At 62.0% G+C, this 18,538-nt stretch carries 20 protein-coding genes; 8 read left to right on the top strand and 12 right to left on the bottom strand.

The genetic code is table 11. From position 1 onward, the window contains the following. The 3 genes from VFL62_RS06260 to VFL62_RS06250 all read left to right on the top strand — a co-directional run. On the top strand, window positions 1-681 hold a 681-nt coding region (locus VFL62_RS06260; protein WP_325171497.1), incomplete at its 5' end, for an alpha/beta hydrolase. 223 nt (window positions 682-904) lie between these two features. Then, on the top strand, window positions 905-2,587 hold the full coding sequence (locus tag VFL62_RS06255; protein ID WP_325171496.1) for a benzoate-CoA ligase family protein: 1,683 nt from the start codon (window positions 905-907) through the stop codon (window positions 2,585-2,587). Between the two features lie 20 nt (window positions 2,588-2,607). Continuing rightward, window positions 2,608-3,051: a RidA family protein gene (locus VFL62_RS06250; RefSeq protein WP_325171495.1), complete on the top strand. Its 444-nt coding sequence runs from the start codon at window positions 2,608-2,610 to the stop codon at window positions 3,049-3,051. Between the two features lie 143 nt (window positions 3,052-3,194). On the opposite strand, the gene VFL62_RS06245 is transcribed toward VFL62_RS06250, so the two are convergent. Further along, window positions 3,195-4,058 (bottom strand): CHAD domain-containing protein, encoded by an 864-nt coding sequence (locus tag VFL62_RS06245; protein ID WP_325171494.1) that lies wholly within the window; start codon window positions 4,056-4,058, stop codon window positions 3,195-3,197. A gap of 264 nt (window positions 4,059-4,322) precedes the next feature. Here VFL62_RS06245 and VFL62_RS06240 point away from each other — a divergent pair, with 264 nt between their 5' ends. Both VFL62_RS06240 and VFL62_RS06235 read left to right on the top strand, forming a co-directional pair. Next, the gene (locus VFL62_RS06240) at window positions 4,323-5,051 is read left to right on the top strand and encodes a Crp/Fnr family transcriptional regulator (RefSeq protein WP_325171501.1); all 729 of its coding nucleotides are present in this window, start codon (window positions 4,323-4,325) and stop codon (window positions 5,049-5,051) included. Between the two features lie 103 nt (window positions 5,052-5,154). Further along, entirely contained in the window at window positions 5,155-5,403 is a 249-nt protein-coding gene (locus VFL62_RS06235; RefSeq protein ID WP_325171493.1) for a hypothetical protein, read from the top strand. Window positions 5,404-5,475: 72 nt separating this feature from the next. Here VFL62_RS06235 and VFL62_RS06230 read toward each other — a convergent pair whose 3' ends face one another. The 6 genes from VFL62_RS06230 to VFL62_RS06205 all read right to left on the bottom strand — a co-directional run bounded on the left by VFL62_RS06230 (window position 5,476) and on the right by VFL62_RS06205 (window position 11,764). Beyond that, window positions 5,476-6,957, bottom strand: coding sequence for an ATP-binding cassette domain-containing protein (locus VFL62_RS06230; protein WP_325171500.1), 1,482 nt, complete (start codon window positions 6,955-6,957; stop codon window positions 5,476-5,478). Continuing rightward, window positions 6,957-7,883 carry a branched-chain amino acid ABC transporter permease gene (locus VFL62_RS06225; RefSeq protein WP_325171492.1) on the bottom strand — a complete coding sequence of 309 codons (927 nt, stop codon included), beginning with the start codon at window positions 7,881-7,883 and terminating at the stop codon, window positions 6,957-6,959. The genes VFL62_RS06230 and VFL62_RS06225 overlap by 1 nt, the downstream gene beginning before the upstream one ends. Before the next feature lie 3 nt (window positions 7,884-7,886). Then, window positions 7,887-8,762, bottom strand: coding sequence for a branched-chain amino acid ABC transporter permease (locus VFL62_RS06220; protein WP_325171499.1), 876 nt, complete (start codon window positions 8,760-8,762; stop codon window positions 7,887-7,889). A gap of 260 nt (window positions 8,763-9,022) precedes the next feature. Next, window positions 9,023-10,258: an ABC transporter substrate-binding protein gene (locus tag VFL62_RS06215; protein WP_325171491.1), complete on the bottom strand. Its 1,236-nt coding sequence runs from the start codon at window positions 10,256-10,258 to the stop codon at window positions 9,023-9,025. A gap of 408 nt (window positions 10,259-10,666) precedes the next feature. Then, window positions 10,667-10,903: an ATP-dependent Clp protease adaptor ClpS gene (locus VFL62_RS06210; protein WP_325171498.1), complete on the bottom strand. Its 237-nt coding sequence runs from the start codon at window positions 10,901-10,903 to the stop codon at window positions 10,667-10,669. An 84-nt stretch (window positions 10,904-10,987) separates the two neighbouring features. After that, a complete protein-coding gene (locus VFL62_RS06205; RefSeq protein WP_325171490.1) occupies window positions 10,988-11,764 on the bottom strand; it encodes a cyclase family protein in 777 nt (258 codons plus the stop codon). 265 nt (window positions 11,765-12,029) lie between these two features. Between VFL62_RS06205 and VFL62_RS06200 the strand changes: the two genes are divergently transcribed. After that, on the top strand, window positions 12,030-12,665 hold the full coding sequence (locus VFL62_RS06200; protein ID WP_325171489.1) for an SGNH/GDSL hydrolase family protein: 636 nt from the start codon (window positions 12,030-12,032) through the stop codon (window positions 12,663-12,665). Further along, complete coding sequence (locus tag VFL62_RS06195) at window positions 12,644-13,810, top strand: acyltransferase (RefSeq protein WP_325171488.1); 1,167 nt, start codon at window positions 12,644-12,646, stop codon at window positions 13,808-13,810. Before VFL62_RS06200 ends, VFL62_RS06195 begins: the two co-directional genes overlap by 22 nt. On the opposite strand, the gene VFL62_RS06190 is transcribed toward VFL62_RS06195, so the two are convergent. The 3 genes from VFL62_RS06190 to VFL62_RS06180 form a co-directional block, all read right to left on the bottom strand. Then, window positions 13,788-14,774 (bottom strand): alpha/beta hydrolase, encoded by a 987-nt coding sequence (locus VFL62_RS06190; RefSeq protein ID WP_325171487.1) that lies wholly within the window; start codon window positions 14,772-14,774, stop codon window positions 13,788-13,790. The two genes, VFL62_RS06195 and VFL62_RS06190, sit on opposite strands and share 23 nt — an antisense overlap. Window positions 14,775-14,781: 7 nt before the next feature. Then, window positions 14,782-15,960, bottom strand: a complete 1,179-nt coding sequence (locus VFL62_RS06185; RefSeq protein ID WP_325171486.1) for a lactonase family protein — start codon at window positions 15,958-15,960, stop codon at window positions 14,782-14,784. Between the two features lie 200 nt (window positions 15,961-16,160). After that, on the bottom strand, window positions 16,161-17,375 hold the full coding sequence (locus VFL62_RS06180) for a glycosyltransferase family 87 protein (protein WP_325171485.1): 1,215 nt from the start codon (window positions 17,373-17,375) through the stop codon (window positions 16,161-16,163). A gap of 131 nt (window positions 17,376-17,506) precedes the next feature. Between VFL62_RS06180 and VFL62_RS06175 the strand changes: the two genes are divergently transcribed. After that, window positions 17,507-17,755, top strand: a complete 249-nt coding sequence (locus tag VFL62_RS06175; protein ID WP_325171484.1) for a hypothetical protein — start codon at window positions 17,507-17,509, stop codon at window positions 17,753-17,755. Here VFL62_RS06175 and VFL62_RS06170 read toward each other — a convergent pair. Beyond that, window positions 17,752-17,958, bottom strand: a complete 207-nt coding sequence (locus tag VFL62_RS06170; protein ID WP_325171483.1) for a hypothetical protein — start codon at window positions 17,956-17,958, stop codon at window positions 17,752-17,754. The two genes, VFL62_RS06175 and VFL62_RS06170, sit on opposite strands and share 4 nt — an antisense overlap. 9 nt (window positions 17,959-17,967) lie before the next feature. Beyond that, window positions 17,968-18,222: a hypothetical protein gene (locus VFL62_RS06165; RefSeq protein ID WP_325171482.1), complete on the bottom strand. Its 255-nt coding sequence runs from the start codon at window positions 18,220-18,222 to the stop codon at window positions 17,968-17,970. Window positions 18,223-18,538: the final 316 nt, after the last annotated feature.

Genomic DNA, 18,538 nt, shown 5'->3' with positions numbered 1-18,538 from the left:
GTGATCGATCTCTTTACGAGCGATCGGGCTGACCACGACAACCCGGCCCCGCTCGTCGTCTTCATCCATGGCGGCTATTGGCAGGCGCTGGACGGCTCATGGTTCAGCCACATGGCGCGTGGGCTCAATGCCCATGGCATCAGCGTCGCCGTTCCGACCTACGATCTCTGCCCCCATGTATCGGTCGCCGACATCGTCATGCAGATGCTCCAGACGATGTTCGAATTGGCGAAGCTGTCGCAGTCGCTCGTCGTTAGCGGCCATTCGGCCGGCGGACATCTGGCCGCCTGTATGCTCGCGACCGACTGGAAGGCCTATGACGCGTCCTTTCCGGCGGGGCTTGTGACCTCGGCCTATGCAATCTCCGGCCTGTTCGAGCTTGAGCCGCTGCTTTCGACCTCGATCAACAAGGCGCTCGGCCTCGATCAGGCCTCGGCACGTGCGGCCAGCCCGCTGTTGTGGCAACCACCATCCCACGGTTGCCTCGACGCGGTCGTGGGTGAAGCGGAGAGCGCGGAATATCACCGGCAAAGCCGGACGATTGTCGATGTCTGGGGCGAGGCCGGCGTTGCAACGCGATATGGCGCGGTTCCCGCCGCCAACCATTTCACCGCGATTGCGCCGCTGGCCGATCCGGCGTCGGCGATGACGCTGCGGCTCAAGGAATTGGCAGGGCGCTGACCAAGCAGCCCACAAAAGCCTCACGCTGGCCACTTGCGCCAAATTGCTTTAAGTATAAAATGATTTGGCTGCCCGTCCTTCCTGGATCGTGCGAGGCGACAAGATTGAGCACTCAATTTCGCGCCGAGCACCAGACCCGGAATCTCGAAATTCCGGGTTCGATGCTCCGCATCACCCCGGAACGATGGTGGCTCCGCTATCCCGAAACGGGAGACGATGGAAAATGTCAGGTCGAATTTCCGTTTCGCTTGGTCCGTCGGGCCACATCGACGATTTTTCACGGCGAAACCTGCCGCCCTTCGAGCTGTGGCCGGATATCCTGCTCGACCGCCCCGAGTTTCAGTATCCCGAATATCTCAATGCCGCGGTCGAATTGACCGATCGCATGGTCGAGAAAGGGTTTGGCGACCACACCGCGCTGATCGGCAACGGCCGGTTGCGCACCTACAAGGAATTGGCCGACTGGTCGAACCGGCTGGCGCATGCGCTCGTCGAAAACTACGGCGTCAAGCCCGGCAATCGCGTGCTGATCCGCTCCGGCAACAATCCGGCGCTGGTCGCCGCCTGGCTCGCCGCAACCAAGGCAGGAGCGGTCGTCGTAAACACCATGCCGCTGCTTCGCGCCGGCGAACTCTCCAAGATCGTCGACAAGGCCGAGATATCGCTGGCGCTGACCGACAGCCGCATCGCCGACGAACTTGTCGCCTGCGCCAAGACCAGCCGCTTTCTCAAGCAGGTCGTCAATTTCGACGGCACCTCCAACCACGATGCCGAACTCGATCGCGTCGCTCTGAGCAAGCCGGTTCGTTTCGAGGCGGTCAAGACCGGCCGCGACGATGTCGCGCTGCTTGGATTTACCTCGGGCACGACAGGCGAGCCGAAGGCGACGATGCACTTCCATCGCGATCTCCTGATGATCGCGGATGGTTACGCCAAGGAAGTGCTGGGCGTGACGCCGGACGACGTGTTCGTCGGCTCGCCGCCGCTTGCCTTCACCTTCGGGCTCGGGGGACTAGCGATCTTTCCGTTGCGCTTCGGCGCCACCGCAACGCTGCTGGAGAACGCCGCGCCGAGCGAGATGATCAAGATCATCGAGACCTACAAAGCCACGATCTGCTTCACCTCGCCGACGGCCTATCGCGCGATGATGGCGGCGATGGATCAGGGCGCGGATCTGTCCTCACTGCGGCTCGCGGTTTCTGCCGGCGAAACCTTGCCCGCGCCGGTGTTCGAGAGTTGGACGAAAAAGACCGGCAAGACCATTCTTGACGGCATCGGCTCGACCGAGATGCTGCACATCTTCATCAGCAATCGCATCGGGACCGCCAGCGCCGGTTCGACCGGAACCGCGGTGACCGGCTATGAGGCGAAGATCGTCGATGAGAACATGAACGAGTTGCCCGCGGGCGTGATCGGCAAGCTTGCGGTGCGCGGACCGACGGGTTGCCGTTATCTTGCCGACGCACGGCAAACCAATTACGTCCGCGACGGCTGGAATCTCACCGGCGATTCCTTCACCAAGGACGAGCAGGGCCGCTTCTGCTTTGTCGCGCGGTCGGACGATATGATCATTTCTTCCGGCTACAACATCGCCGGGCCGGAGGTCGAGGCCGCGCTGCTCAGTCACCCCAAGGTGGCTGAATGCGGCGTGGTCGGTGCGCCGGACGAGGCGCGCGGCATGATCGTCAAGGCCTATGTCGTGACGACGGCGGGCGTCACCGCGAGCGAGGCGCTGACCTCTGAGTTGCAGGAACATGTCAAGCAGGCGATCGCGCCGTACAAGTATCCGCGCGCGATCGAATATGTCGAGCAACTGCCGAAGACCGAGACCGGCAAGCTCAAGCGCTTCGCGCTGCGGCAGATCGCGCTGGGAAAGAGCACCTCGCCTGGCGTCGCCGCTGAATAGCTTCCGTAAGGAGAATTGCAGTGAACCCTTCGAAAGGTCCGGCTCCCGCCGCGTTTTCCGAAAGCGAAACAGAGCCGCGCGTCCTGCAACCGCGCGGCTGGCCGACGCCAAAAGGCTACGCCAACGGCATGAGCGCCGATGGCCGGTTGGTCGTCACCGGCGGCGTCATTGGCTGGGATATCTACGGCCATCTGGCGCCGGATTTCGTCGCGCAGGTGCGCCAGACCTTGCGAAACATCGCGGCCATTCTTGCCGAAGGCGACGCGCGGCCGGAGCATCTGGTGCGCCTGACCTGGTACGTCGTCAATATGGACGAGTATCTGGCAAACCTGAAGGTGCTGGGCCAGGTCTATCGCGAGATCTTCGGCGCGCATTATCCGGCGATGGCGCTGGTTCAGGTCGTTCGCCTGGTCGAGAAGGAAGCGAAGGTCGAGATCGAGGCGACCGCCGTTGTGCCGCGCTGAAGGATTGTTTCGATCCTCGATCGGCGGCCTCATGGTTCCAGACGCCGCGTGCGGCTCCTCACCATGAGGGTCAAAGCGTTACAAATGACGGCCTCATCCCGAGGAGGCGCGGAGCGCCGTCTCGCATCACACATGGCGTTGATCTAGCCGTTCGACGTCTTCGGCGGCCCGAGTTCGGCAAGTTCCTGATAGGCGCTGGCTGCTTTTCGCAGCAGGCGTCGCTTCTGCTTGGCATCGAGTACGAGATCGCTGCCGTCAAGCCCGTCTTCGCCAAATGCCGCCGCGAGCGCATGCCGCCGCGCGTCGTCGTTCAATTGTCCGAGCGCCTTCTGCGCCCGGCGCAGCAGCTTCAGCATCGCCGCGCGCGTCGGTGCCTCCTCGGGTGGAGCGAGGTGTTCCGCCGCCTCGACGGCATAGCTTAGCCGTTTGTTGGCGAGCCGCACGCGATGGCGTTTGCGGGTACCGAGTTCGTCAAGCTTGCGGCTCCTCTTCAAGAGTTTCTTGCGCCATTCCTTCAGACGGTCGGCGCAGTAACGGTCAGCCGGCGCTGCGCGGCGTTCGATGGCCTCTTTGCTCCGCTTTCGCGACCAGTCGCCGCGGTCGATCCACGCCATCAGGTCCTTGATCAGCCGTCGATAACGGGGTGAGCGCAGGGCGCGGGTGAGATGACGTTGGCAGGCGTCCCGTTCCTGCTTCCAGGGGCGGTCATTGATCGCTCCCTTGACCGTTCCCTTGAGCTTGATCTTGCTGAGCCGTTCCAGCGCGACATCGAGGTCGCGAACGATGCCGAGATGGGCACGCAGCCATTTCAGCTCGGCGCCAAGCCGCAGCAGTTCTTGCCCCTCGACCATGGGGGAAAACAGGGCAATTGTGGTCCGTAAGCGTGTCATTGCGACACGCATGGCGTGCAGCGCGGCGGCATCGCCTGCAGCCGTACCCTGATCCTGCGCCGTCAACTGATGCAGATAATGGCTTGCGGCGGTCCGAAACGCCGTCTCGCAGTTCATCGAATCCTGCAGTGGCGGGGTCTGTCTTGTCGAAGTCTTAAGGTTGACGGAAGCCATCATGGGAACAAGGTGCCCCGGGGGCGCCGTCATGACAACAGGGCTTGTTCCCGGCCGATCTTTCCGGCAGTACTAGCAAAATCCTCATTTGGGACAAAATTTTTCCAAACCGCATCCGCCTGCCACACTGTTGCCCGGCCCGGCGGTCAGACGGCCATTGGCAGGATAATTGCACGTGTCGTTCGCATCCGGAGAACTGGTATGGCCGTGTCTCAGGACAAGATCATCGAGCCCAGACAGGTGACAGGCAGCAAATTTGCCATGCTGCGCGCGCACCCGATCTTCTGCGATCTCGACGCGGACGCCTTCGAGCAACTGGCCCGGTATATCAAGCCCGCGGTGCTCAAGCGCGGGGCCTCCATCTTTTCCAAGGGCGATCCAGGCAACAGCCTGATTGCGGTGGTTTCCGGCACGGTCAAGATCAGCATTTCTTCGCCCGACGGGCGCAGCGCGATTCTCAACCTGATCGGTCCCGGGGAGATCTTTGGCGAGGTCGCGGTGCTCGATGGTCAGGCGCGAACCGCGGATGCGACCGCCAACAGCAACTGTGAAATCCTGGTGATCGACCGGCGCGAATTTCTCCCCTTCGTGCGCAGCCAGCCGGCTCTGGCGATGAAATTCATCGAACTGTTATGCGCGAGATTGCGCTGGACCTCCGACCAGGTCGAGCAGGTGATCCTGCAGGATCTGCCGGGCCGGCTGGCAGGCGCCTTGATTCGCCTCACCGAACGGCACAAGGCGGCGAAGGACAGCCGCACCATCGCGGTGACCCAGCAGGAAATCAGCGAAATGGTCGGCATGTCGCGCGAGAGCATCAACAAGCAGTTGCGCGCCTGGTCGACGCGGAACTGGGTGCGGCTCGAGCATGGCGCGATCGTGGTGCTCGAGCTGGAACCGCTGCAGGAAATTGCAGGCACGGCTGCCCAGGATGATTAACGCGCGATTAGCGCAATGATGTTGTGAAGCAGCTCACACGCACCGTGATGAGCGTCGGAGTAGGGTGACGCAGGGGACATTCTCAGAAAACGTGGAGGCGTCCATGCATGCTCCGTACGAGAAGTCGCGTCAAACTGATCACCGCAACGAGCCGAAAAGCAGCGTTGGATTCCTGCTTCTACTGGGCGCCCTCGCTTTTGTGCTGATCGCGCTCGTTATTGTCCATCCGAAATCGTCGGTCTGGATCTCGCAGGCCGTCCAGGCGGAATTCGGCGGCGGCAGTGAGGACGTGCCGGTGCAGACTGTGCAGCCGGACATGGCCATTCCGATGCGGACCGTCCACGCCGAGTAGCGCTTTCGAGCGAAGTCCGCGTCAGAACAAGAAGTTTGGAGCCGGTTTTGACTCGGGCCAGACTGACAGCCTCTAGAGGTAACCTTCGCCGGCCTCGGCGGCGAAGCGGCCCGGATCGCCTTCCCAGACGATCCGCGCATGCTCCAGCACGTAGACGCGGTCGGCGTGCGGAAGCGCAAAGGTCACGTTCTGCTCGCCAAGCAACACGGTGATGTCGGTGGTCTGACGCAAGCGCTCAAGCGCCTTCGACAGCGTCTCCAGAATCACCGGGGCAAGTCCGAGCGTCGGCTCGTCGAGAATCAGGATCTTCGGCTGCATCATCAGCGCGCGCCCGATCGCGAGCATCTGCTGCTCGCCGCCCGAGAGCGTCTGCGCCAGCTGTCCCTGGCGCTCCTTCAGGATCGGAAACAGTGCGAACAGCCATTCGAGCTGTTTGACCCGGATTTCGTCGCTCAAGTGCTGGCCGCCGAGGTCGAGATTTTCCTTGACCGTCATTTCGCCGAACAACTCGCGCGATTCCGGGCATTGCACGATGCCGCTGCGCGCGATTTTCGCGGGGCTTGTTCCGCGCAGTTTTTCCCCGTCGCGGGTGATCTCGCCGGAATAGGGCAGGAAGCCCGAGATGGTGTTGAACAGCGTCGTCTTGCCGGCGCCGTTCAGCCCGACCACCGAAACGAATTCGCCATGGTGGACGTGGATCGAGACGTTTTCCAGCGCCTGGGCCTTGCCGTAATGCACGCTGACATTCTCGACCTGAAGCAGCGGCACCTTGTCCTTGAAACTGGCCTCGGGCCGGGCCGAGGTCTCGATCGCGCCGCCGAGATAGACGCGGCGCACGGTCTCGTTGCGCATCACTTCGTCGGCGCGGCCGGTGACGATCTCTTCGCCGAGATACATCGCGAGCACCCGGTCGACCAGCGCCGCGACGCTCTTGACGTTGTGATCGACCAATAGCACCGCACGGCCCTCGTCGCGGAAGCTCTTGATCAGTTCCGAGAACGTGCCGACTTCGGCGAGCGTCAGCCCGGCAAAGGGTTCGTCGACCAGCACCACCTTGGGGTCGCGTGCGATCGCTTTTGCAAGTTCCAGCCGACGCAGATCGGCAAACGGCAGCGTCGGCGGACGGCGATCCATCACCGAACCGAGGCCGACGCGGCTCGCGATCCACTTGGCGCGCTCGGTCAGCGCCTTGTCGGGAAACAGCATGAAGAGACTGTCCGGCAGCAGCGCCACCATGATGTTCTCCAGCACCGTCTGCCGGTTCAGCGGCCGCGAGTGCTGGAACACCATGCCAAAGCCCATGCGCGCGATCTTGTGTGCGGGCAGGCCGGCGACATTCTCGCCCTGAAACGTCACGGTGCCCGAGGTCGGACGCTCGATGCCCATGATCGACTTCATCGCGGTCGACTTGCCCGAGCCGTTCGGACCGATCAGGCCGAAGATTTCGCCGGCGTGGACTTCGAGATCGAGGTTCTTCACCGCCGTGAGGCCGCCATAGCGCTTGGTGAGGCCGCGGACTTCGAGCACGGGCGGATTGTTGGTGATGGAATCCATCATGAGCGCCCCTCATGTGAAAGGGCTGCGCCCAGGAAGCCTCCGGGAAAGAACAGGACGACGAGCAGCGCCACCGCGGAGACGATGAAGGTCGCAAGCTCGCCGGTCGGCCGCAGAAACTCGCCGGCGACGATCAAAAAGATCGCCCCGAGCGCGGCGCCGAGCACAGTGCGGCGCCCGCCAAGCACCGCCGCGACAATCACGTTCACACCGACCGCCACGTCGACCACGGTGCCGACCGAGGCGGTGCCGAAGTAAAACACCAAGAGCGCGCCGGAGAGGCCAGAGAAGAACGCCGAGACGATGAAGGCGGCCAGCTTGTGCTTGACGATGTTGAAGCCGAGCGCGCCGGCCTGCACCGGATCCTGGCCGCTCGCCTGCAAGACGAGACCGATCGGCGATTGGGACAGGCCGTACAATATCAGCGCGCTGAGGGTCATGAAGCCGAGCGCGATCCAGTAATTGGCGCTGGCATTGATGGTGATGACATCGGGGATGGTCAGGCCGATTTCGCCGCCGGTGAGATCGGCGAACACGACCACGAAGTTTTGCAGCATCAGCACCGCAACGAGCGTGGTCAGGCCGAAATAAGGTCCGCGCACGCGAAGCGCGGGTAGCGCCAGTACGACGCCTGCGATCACGGAGGCGAGCGCGCCAAGCACGATGCAGAGATAGACCGACCAGCCGTACTGATTGTTGAGAATGCCTGCGGTGTAGGCGCCGACGCCGATCAGGAAGGTCGGGCCGAAATTGACCTCGCCGGCAAAGCCGAACAGCAGATCCCAGGCCATCGCGAACACGCCGAAGTAATAGGCAACGGTGAGCAGCCCCAGCACATAGCCGGAGACGTAGAGCGGCAGCGTTGAGGCAATAATGACGATCGCGAGCGAGATGAAAAAAAGACGAGATGTAAAGAAGCTGGCCATCTGTCAGCGCCTCCCGAGCAGGCCTTGCGGCCGCACATACATCACGGCGACAAGCAAGAGCAGGGCAGGGATGGTGCGGTAGGCCGGCGAGATCAGATAGGCCGTAACGGTCTCGAGATAGCCCACGACGAATGCGGCGATCAGCGAGCCGGAAACGCTGCCGAGGCCCCCGAGCACCACGATCGAGAAGGCGCTCGCGGTGAGCGGACCGACGCTGTAGGAGCTTACCCCTAAGAACATCCCGAGCAGCACGCCGGCGATGCCGGCGAGGATGCCGTAGATCGCCCAGACCACGACATAGATGCTGCCAAGTTCAAGTCCGAGCAGGGTGACGCCGCGCGGGTTCATCGAAGCTGCGAGCACGGCCTTGCCGGTGCGGGTGCGGTTCACCAAAAGCCAGAGCAGCGCAATGACCAGACAGCAGACGAAAGCGGTGAAGATCTCGTTGCGCGGGGTGCGCACGCCAAGGATATCGACCACGCCCTCGACGATCGGCAGCACGGTCTTGGCGTTGTTGGTGAAGAAATAGGCGATCAGCTCCTGGATCATGATGCCCCAGAGCAGCGTGCCGGTGAGCACGAAGATTTCCTTTTCCTCGTTGGCGATCCGGCGCGACTTCTGGATCGGCTGCACAACCGCGAAATAGGTGATGAGCGCCGATACGAGCGCAACGCCGACGCCAAGCAGCGCACCCGAGTAGGTGTCGAGATGCAGCACGCTCGCGGCCGCCCAGGCGGCCACCGCCGCCAGCACCATGATGGCGCCGTGCGACAGGTTGAGGACACCGGAGACGCCGAAGATGAGTGTAAATCCGGTGGCGCCGAGCGCATACAGCGCGCTGATGGCAAAACCGTCGATCAGGATCTGGAACGCAAGCATGAACACGAGTGCCCGTTTTCCGAAGTTCGTAACACGTCGCCGCGCCCTCTTGCACGAACTTCGGAAAGCAAAGGGCACTTGCAAAATTCATGATTACAGTGCCGGTCTTCTATTTGAAATTCCTGGTTGGACCCGCGGTGAGTGATGCAGGAATTTCAAATAGACGGCGCTGTCCGCGGCAGCCCCCGCTGCCCCCTTCAGGAAAACGTCTCGCCACGAAAAATGCTCCCGGGGATACCCGGGAGCATTGCGTAAGGAGATTAGTTCGACGTGACCTTGATGAAGCTCGGGAACTTCAGTTTGGCCTTGGCGACTTCCGCCGGCCAGACAGCCACTTGCTGGCCATCCTGCCATTGCAGCATCAAGCCGGTGATGAGCCCCTTGCCGTACTTGATCGAGTGCGTGAACGGGTCGTCCTTGCCGTAGAACTGGACGCGGCCGATGGTGCCGACCCAATCGGTCTTTTCCAGCGCCTCGACCAGCTTGTCGGCGTCCAGCGAGCCGGCCCGCTTCACGGCATCGGCGATGTAGTAGACTTCGTCATACGAAGTGTAACCGGCATAAGAAGGGAAGTTGCCGAACTTTGCCTTGAAGGCCTCGGTGAACGGAACGCTCTTGGGCGTCACCGCCACGCCCGTGCCCGATACACCCTGATAGAGCACGCCGTCGGAGGCGTTGTTGGTGTCCTTGCCGAAAGTCGAGTTGGTGGCTTGCGAGGAGATGCCGAACATCGGGATCGGAACCTGCTGGTTCTTCCACTGCACGGTCGGCTGCACCCCGACATGCGAGATGCCGGTGATCATCACGTCGGGCTTGGCAGCCTCGATCTTGTTGAAGATCGGCGTGAAGTCGGTGGTGTCGGGCGAGAAGCGGATATGGTCGAGGACCTTCAAGCCGATCTTGGGCAGGCATTCCTCGTAACCGATGTCGAGCGGCTTGGTCCAGGCGGCGTCCTCGCTCATGATGACGGCGGTCTTCATGTGCTTCTGATCGACAAGCAGCTCTTTGGCGGCGTCGCAGACCGACAGCGCCAGCGCCGCCGAGGTCAGATAGCCGTGGAAGGTGTATTTGTTCTTCTCATAGTCGGCGTGAACGGCCTTGCTGATCTCGTTGGAGGCCTCGCCCGGCGTGATGAAGGGCGTCTTCAGGCGCGCCGCCCATGGCTCCAGCGCCAGCACCACCTCGCTGATGTAGCTCGCGATGACGATGTTGACCTTGTCCTCGTTGACCGCGCGCTGGAAAGCGCGAACCGAATCCGCCGACGAAGAATGGTTGTCGTAGGTGATGATCTCGATCTTGCGGCCATCGACGCCACCCTTGGCATTGATTTCATCGGCGGCAAGCTGGGCGGCCTGCGGGATCGAGGCGCCGGCGATGGCTTGCGCTTCCGCAATGACGCCGATCTTGATCGGATCGGCGGCGAGCGCCTGGCCGCCGCCCAGCACCAGCCCCAAGGCCGTCGCGCCGAACAGCGAGCGAATATATGTTGATGTCATGACGTTCCTCTCCGTTTCCTTAGGCCTCAGCGACGTTTGATGTCGCTGGCCTTGTTATCGTTGGCCTTGGTCTAGTTGGTGTTGGCGGCCTTGGGCTCATTGTAGCTTCGCTTGCGTCCCCAGCAAGCGAAACGGCATCAGCCGCGTCGGTCGTACGATCCCGCCATCTTCTTGGAAAGTCCAAAATCGTCGCAGCCTGTTCGCTGGCAAGGCAGCGTTAACGCGGCGAGCGGGCGCTTCCTCGCCCGCTCGGGAACGCGGTTTTCTCGTCTGAATTCAAGGCATTATCGCGACAGCGCGGCGAATTCGAATGGCGTCGCCGAAGTGGGCGCCGGCCATCGGCCGCCGCCGGATGACGATCATTCATCATCACGCGAAGTCGCATCTCATGCGTGATGAGACGAAAGACTAACGCGCCTCCTCGAGAATGCACTGGAGCGGATGGTTGTGCCCGTGGGCCAGCGCCCGAATGGCAGCGAGCCGCGTCTCGGCCTCGTCGCGCTCGAAGGAGCCGCAGACCGCTCTTCCCTCGTGATGAACGCGAAGCATGAGCTTGAGCGCGTCGTCGTAGCCGAGATCGAGATACTCCTGCAACACGTGGACGACGAACTGCATCGGCGTTACGTCGTCGTTCAGAAAAACGATGTTGCAAGCTGGACGTCCGACATGGCGCGACCCGATGTAGTTGCTCGTCGTCGCTCCGGCTAGTCATCAATGATGGCAATTCAACTAGTCGTCTATGATCGCAACCGCACGTGTCCAGCCTGCGGATGCGCGTTCGATCTTCACCGGGAAGCAAGAGACCATGAAGCCCTTCGAGGGCAGCCGCTCGAGGTTGTGCAGCTTCTCGATATGGCAATAGCCGATATGACGTCCGGCCTTGTGGCCCTCCCAGATCAGGCTCGCGTCCTTGGTCTCGGCGTATTTCTTGGCGGTAAAGACAAACGGCGCATCCCAGCTCCAACCGTCGGTGCCGGTCAGCCGCACGCCGCGCTCGAGCAGGTACATCGTGGCCTCATAGCCTATGCCGCAGCCGGAATTGACATAGTCGGCCCGGCCGTATTTGGCGCCGGCCGAGGTGTTGACCACGACGATTTCGAGTGGAGAGAGCGTATGCCCGATGCGCTTGAGTTCAGTCTCGACGTCGTTGGCGGTCGCGACATAGCCGTCGGGAAACCGGCGGAAGTCGAGTTTCACGGCGGGTTGAAAGCACCATTCCAGCGGTACTTCCTCGATGGTCCAGGCGCGTTCCCCCCGGTTCATGGTCGGATGATAGTGATAGGGCGCATCAAGATGGGTGCCGTTATGGGTCGAGAGCTGCACCATCTCCATCGCCCAGCCCTGAGCGTCCGGCAGATCTTCCGCCTTGAGTCCGGGAAAGAAACCGAGCATCCGCGGCAGGCTCTGCTGGTGGTCGTGATATTCGATGCGCGGATTGATGCCGGGCGGGTCGGCCGGCACGTCGTTTTGCAGCGGCACGGAAATGTCGATCAATTTTCGCGCCATGGCGCTCCCTCTCTTCACGTGGGTAGAGTCTCATCCACAATGGGGGCGGCGATGGCGTCCCTGTCAAGGCAGCCGGGTTAACGGCGGTTAGGTTCCAGGGCCGAATTTCCGGGATTTTCGGCCAATGATATCTTAAGACTCCACCTGCTATTTTTCAGCCGGCGCGACGGGTTCAGGCGCCCGTTCCTTTGCCAGCTTGCTCGCCTGAGGTTGCGGTGGCCAGATGAACGGAGCGCGGCTTTCTCTCATAGTCCTGGCGGTCGGGATGCTTTTCGCGGGCTTTTCCTTCCTGAAAAGGGAGGCGCCGGCCGATACGCACCGTCATATCCGTCAGGTCGTCCTGCACTACACGTTCAGTCGCGCCGAAAAACCGATCATCGTTCTCGGCGACAGCATCACGGAAGCGTCCACCCTGCCGCGCACGCTTTGTGGCCATGCTCTCGTCAATGCCGGACTCGATGGCGCCTCGACGGCCAGCGACCTGGGGACGTGGTTGACCGATGTGCTGGGGGAGCGCCGCGCCACCGCCATCCTGGTCGCACTTGGCACCAATGACGCGCTGCAGGGGCGCGACCCGAAGCAATTCGAAGCGAGTTACGGCGCGCTGCTCGCTCAGCTCAAGGGCTCGGCCGATCATCTCGGCGTACTCGGCATTCCCGCAGTCGAACTGCGCGGGCGCATGACAGAGGAATATCGGGCTCAGACGATGCAGCGCATCGAAGCTTTCAATGCGGCGCTACCCGCGCTTGCCGAAAAGAGCGGCGCGAGCTTCACTCCGCTACCGCCGATGAATACGCCTCACACCATCGACGGCATTCATCTGGACGCCGCCGGCTATGCGGTCTGGGATGATGCGGTGCTCAAGGGAGTGTCGGCCGCATGCGGCGCGGCGGCGCGCTGATGTCGTCTGCGCCCAGACAAATCGCGCCCGATGCAACGAACCGGCTGATCGCGCTCGAGGTGCTGCGCTTCGTCTCCGCCTTTGCGATTCTCATTTTTCATTACCGTCATTTCTTCTATGTGTCCGACCAACCGGTGGGACTGGTACCGGAGCGGTTGCCGCTCTACGGCGTCCTGAGCGCGTTTTACGAGTCCGGCCCCTTCGGGGTCTGGATATTCTGGTGCATCAGCGGATTCATCTTCTTCTGGAAATATCGGGACGCGATCGCCGGCGGCACGGTGAGTGGCCGGCAGTTCTTCGTGCTCCGCTTCTCGCGACTTTACCCGCTGCATTTCGTCACCTTGCTCATGGTCGCGCTGCTTCAATCGGCTTATTTCAACTTGCACCGGTGCTTCTTTGTCTACCAGAGCAACGATCCCTGGCACTTTCTGGCGCAGCTGTTTCTGGCCAGCGAATGGCAGGGCACCCAGGACCTCAGTTTCAACGGGCCGATCTGGTCGGTGTCCGTCGAGGTGCTGGTCTATCTGTGGTTCTTCCTGATGCTGCGCGCGACGCGGTCGTGGTGGCTGAATGTCGCGATCGTCGTGTTGTGCCTGGACAACGTGCTCCAGGGCTCGAACCGCCAATTGCTTCTCTGCCTGGCGTTTTTCAATATTGGCGGACTGGCCGCAATTGCGCGGCAGGCGGTCGGCGGCTCGCGTTACCGCAGGGCCATCGAAACCTCCGCCATGATCGCCGCGGCGGTGATCCCGCCGCTGGCTGTCGTCATGCTGGGTGATCGCCTCGCCAATGTCGCGTTCCCGCTGTTTCTGGCCTATACGCCGATCCTGCTGTTTTGCCTGTCGCGGAACATCACCATGCCGCGCTGGGCGCAAGCCACGATCGAAGCCGCAGGCAACATGACCTATTCAAGCTATCTCCTGCATTTTCCGATTCAGCTGAGCATCATGATCGGTTTCACAATCGCCGGCCGTCCCGTGCCCGTCTATAGCGGCGCGCTGCTGACCATCTATGTCCTGACGACCTTGTGTCTGTCCTATCTGACGTTCCGCTGTTTCGAGGCGCCGGCGCAGCGCTTCATTCGAAGTGCCTTTCGACGCGATGTGCCGTCGCGCGAAGTGCTTACGCCAGCTTCATCAGCTTGAGCGCGGCCAGCCCGTTCGGGCCATAGGGGTTGCCAAGACTTTCGCACATCTCGAAGTGATTGAAATTCGGTGCTTCGAGGAGCTCGACCGGCTTGCCCGCAGCCTTGACCGCGGCGGCAAAATCGCGGGACTGACGTTGAAAGTCCGGCGTCTCGAAGCTGCCATAGGTGATCGATATCGGCGCGCGCAACAGATCGATGTGCCGGATCGAACTCAGGCGCTGCTCCATGTCGTCGTCGAATTTGACGTAGTTGCTGCGTGCCGAAAGCCGCGCCGGCTTCAGATCGTATAGTCCGCTCATCAGCAGCACGCCGCTCAGCAGATCGGCCGGCAGGCCAAAGTCCTTTTCCCAGTCGGTCACGGCGGCGACGCCGGCAAGGTGACCGCCAGAGGAATGGCCGCCGATATAGAAGCGCTTGGTGTCGCCTTGGAAGTTGGCCGCGTTCCTGTAAACCCAGGCGATGCCGCGTCGCACTTGATCGGCCATCGGCCTCAAATCGCCATTCGCCGCATCGACCTGGATGAAGTCAAGCACGACATAGTTGACGCCGGCATTGACGAACAGATCGGCCGGATAGCCGTAGTCCTTGGCGCTGCCGCGCAGCCATCGTCCGCCGTGGATGAAGACGAAGATTGGTGCATTCGCGGTTCGCGCAGGATAGACGTCGAGGCCTTCGATCGGTGTCGGGCCGTAGGCAAACCGCTTTGGCGCCCCGAGCCGCCGGCGCGTGGTCTCGCTGCTCGAGGCAAAGCGCTTTTGGATCTGACCTAGCATCGGCGCGTAGACGGACTGGTCATAGGACGCGTCCAGCTCGACCTGATCCATGTCCATCCAGACCTTCGGGCCCTTCTCGTGCGGCGGCGGGCCGACGCGGCATTCTTCCGCGAGCGCTGGCGTCGCGGCAACGGCGGCAGCGGCGCCGAGGATGGAGCGGCGGGTGATGGCACTGGATGGGTCGGGCATTGTCACCTCAGGCTAGCGTCACCATCCCGGCCCAGAACTGCTGCTTCTGTTCGGTGGCGTCGATGTCGTATTTGCGTGCGAAGGTCAGCTTGCCGTCCTGACCGACCCGGTAAAGCACAAGGCCGGCCGGCACGGTCGTGATGTTGCTGCCGTCCCGCACGGCCATCGCCCAGAGCGGCGCGGCGACCAGAAGCTTGCCCGAGGGGTCGATATTGAACGTGCGCAGATAATTGCCGTGGCCGTCGGCGTTCTGGATCAGCGTCGGCTCGCCGCTTGTCTGATTGATGGCGAACACCGCGACCGAATTCTCGCCTCCCGCAAACACCTTCTTGCCCTCGAAGTCGGTGGTCCAGAAAGCTCGATTGGCAATGTAAACGAAATGGCCGTCGGGGCTGACGTGGATGGCACCGGCCGCTTGCCGCAGTTTCGAATTGGGGTCGGCGAGCGTGTTCTTGACGAACAGCGGATCGCGCGACAAGCCGGTCTTGTCGTCGAGCTTGTAGACCATGAGCTGGTTCTGGCTCTCGATCGAAACGAATACCCACGGCTTCTTCGGATGAAAGTCGAGATGCCGCGGTCCGAAATGCATGCCGTCGCCCGGCGCCACTGCCGCGAGATTGGCCAGCACGCCATCCTTGAAGGTGAAGACCTTGATCGAACCGGGATCGACGGGGTTGTCGGTCGGCGCATTGTTGCCGCGCGTCACCAGGATGACCTGCTTGTTATCGGGCGTGACGCGGATCTGATGGGCATAGATACCGGTATCGAGCTTGTTCGGCTGTTCGACCTTGTCGCCGATGGTGCCGTCGGCATTGATGCGGTGCACGCTCAGGCTCGATGGATTGTTGTAGGCGATCAGCAAGTATCGTCCGGAATGATCGACGCTGGCGTGGATCGGGCGCGTGGCAAGCTTGACCGCATCGCCATGCGGCTTCAGCGCGCCGGTTGCGGGATCGATCGCAAAGACATTGGCGACATGCGTGCTTGAGGAAACGCCGCCGGCGGCCGGCCCGCCGCTGCTGGAAACCACGTAGAGATAGCGTTTCGACGGGTGCGGCCAGGCATATTGGATGTTGGCGGGCGTCGAAACCGGGTCCAGCTTGGCAAGCTCGGCTTTGTCGATGTCGATACCGTATGGCGTCAGCGCCGGCCCGACGGCCGAATAGAACACGTTCTTGTTTGTCATTTTGGTTTGGCCCGCCAACGCTTTTCCGAGAGGTACGGCGGGAGCGGCAAGCGCGCCGACAAGAAGCGTGGTGAACGTCCGGCGATCGACCATGGAACACTTCCGCGAAAATGAACGCGAGACTGCCATTAGCAAACAGCCAATACCGGGTAAATCGGCTCAAAACGCGTGGGCGACATGCGCGATTAAAGCCGGCCTCATTATCTCAACGCGGCGATTTCCTGCGGGATCAGTCGCTGTTCTGCGGGAGTTACGATGCGGCGCACAACGAGCGCCGCCACGATCAGGGTGCTGGCGAGCCCCAGCGGAAGCTCCGTGAAGGGGAAGGCGATGAGCAGCGCCATCGCGCCGGCGAGCCAGGCGAGTTCGTTGCGGCGGAATCCGCTTTCGAGCCCGATGCGCACCAATAGACCGACCGGAATGGCCAGCACCATCATGTCATAGAGAAAGAGGTAGGGCGTCAGCAACAGCGCGCCCGTCGCAAGACTTGCCGCCTTGAGTTCATACGCGGCGCGGCCGCGCCACAGCCAGACCACCCCGGCGCAAATCCCCGCCGATGCCACCCACTGGAACGCCCACGCCAGATGTTCGCTGCCACCGAGCATGCGCACGAGGCCGAACAAGCTCTGTAGTTTGTAGAAGCTGACACGGCCTTCGGAGAAGAAGGCCTGCGAAAACGTCGGCATCCAGTGGAAGAACGCCTGCCAGCTTTCGATGCCGAACGCGATCCACGAGATCAGCACCAGCGTCGCGGTGGTGATGGCTGCCGCGGCAAACGTTCGCCATTGCCGTGCGGCGACCAACGCCAGCGGAAACAGCAGGCCGTATTGCGGCTTGTAGGACAACAGGCCGAGGCAGATGCCGGCGAGTACCGGCCGCGCCGGCATCAGTACCAACGTCCCGCCGAGCAGGGCGGCAGTCAAAAAACCGTTTTGTCCTGCCATGGTGTTGGCGAGCACGACCGGAAAGGCCGTGCCGACCACAAGTCCGAACCGCTGCCCGACGAGGCCGCGCATCATCGCCGCGTAAGGAAGAAAGCTCGTTGCCGCCCAGCCGGCAAGGCCGGCGGCGTAGGGCAGGTGCGCCAGCAGCATGGCAACGAACAGGAATGGCGGCGGATAGTGCCAGGCGTAGTCGCCGACATAGTCGCGGCCGAGCAGTCCGACCTGAAGCTGTTTGTGGATGGCCCAATCCCAGGCAAGCGCCGGGTGACCCTCGAGGGCGAGCTTACCCGCAGCCCAGACGTTGATGTAGTCGGTGTCGATGAGACGGCCGTCGGCGTCGTACAGCCAGGAATGGCCGAAATACATCGCCGCGATCATGGCGACATTGAACGCCGCCAGTAGCAGAACCGCCTTCTCGAGCGGCGCGGGGATACCGCGCGAAGACGTTGCGGGTGCGAATGAGAACGACATCGGCCATTCCTACCCTGTCCGGTCTTGAGGAAGGGTAAGCACCGCCGCCGTAAGGGTTTCGTTAACCATTTTTAAGCAATTGGCAGGCGAGATTGGGAGCGTCGATTTTCCAAAGCGAAAGGTCGGGCGCCATGATCGAGACCGACGTTTTGAGTAATGAAATCGCGGCGCGTATGGCCGAGCAGCGTAACGCCTGGCGCGAACTCGCAAGTCCCGAACTCACCCAGTTTGACCGCCGCGAGCTCCGCAACCGTATCCGGCAAGGCGAAGTCGAATTGCGGGAATTCCTGAAGATGCGCGGCGAAAGGCTGCGCTTCAGGCCACGTGTGGTCGAGCCGCCGGTCGACAGCCTTGCCGATATCGGCTTTCGGTTGTTCTAGAACTCGAACTCGCCCGTCGACTGCCGCGCCAGCGCGCGAAGGTCGGCAACAGTCCCGCGCACGGCGTTGCAGCGCCGGCAATGGACGCTGGCGCCGTCAGGCGCGTCCGCAGGCTCGATCGGCTTGATCGAGAGATTGCCGCAGACCTCGCAGACGATCTTCAATCCGCGTTGCGTTGCGCAATTATGATCGACGAGACTCATCGGCCTGTCTCAGCCAATGATCGCCGAGGCAAGGATGCTGACGGCGGCAAACTTCACCGCGAAGCGGCCGTAGCCGCGCTTCAGCCCGATCGCTACCATGTAAGCGTCAAGCTCCTCGCGGAATCCGTCGTAACCAGTCTTGCGGCCCCAGATATAGGGCCCGTACAGCACGTCTCGTTGGCGCTCGATCAGCTTGGTGGTCAGCGCGACCGCAAGAAACGCCGTTGCCGGATAGGCAAGCAATTCGATCAGTTCGATGGTCATTGTTGGTGGCCCCCGCCGTTTTTTGTTCCCATCAACGCCAATCCTACGCCTGAACTTTTAAAGCTCGGATCGCGGATATCGCTGCAATTGAATGTATCGATTAGGGTTTTCTCAACCACGCCCGGTCGGCCGCGCGTTTCGGCCTAGCGGGTGTGGGCGCTGCACCAAAGGTGAGTTGCCGCGCCTCCCATGCGTTTTCAAAAACATCGCGTGCCCGATTTGCGCTTCAAGCGGCCGGGCGAGCCCAGTATCCAAGGGGTGATCCCCTCCGGAGCGCGATTTGGATGAAGAGAATTCTTGCAGTCGTAACCATGAT

This window comes from Bradyrhizobium sp. (assembly GCF_035701725.1).
Classification (GTDB): Bacteria; Pseudomonadota; Alphaproteobacteria; order Rhizobiales; family Xanthobacteraceae; genus Bradyrhizobium.
This window is presented reverse-complemented; position numbering and strand designations above follow the sequence as displayed.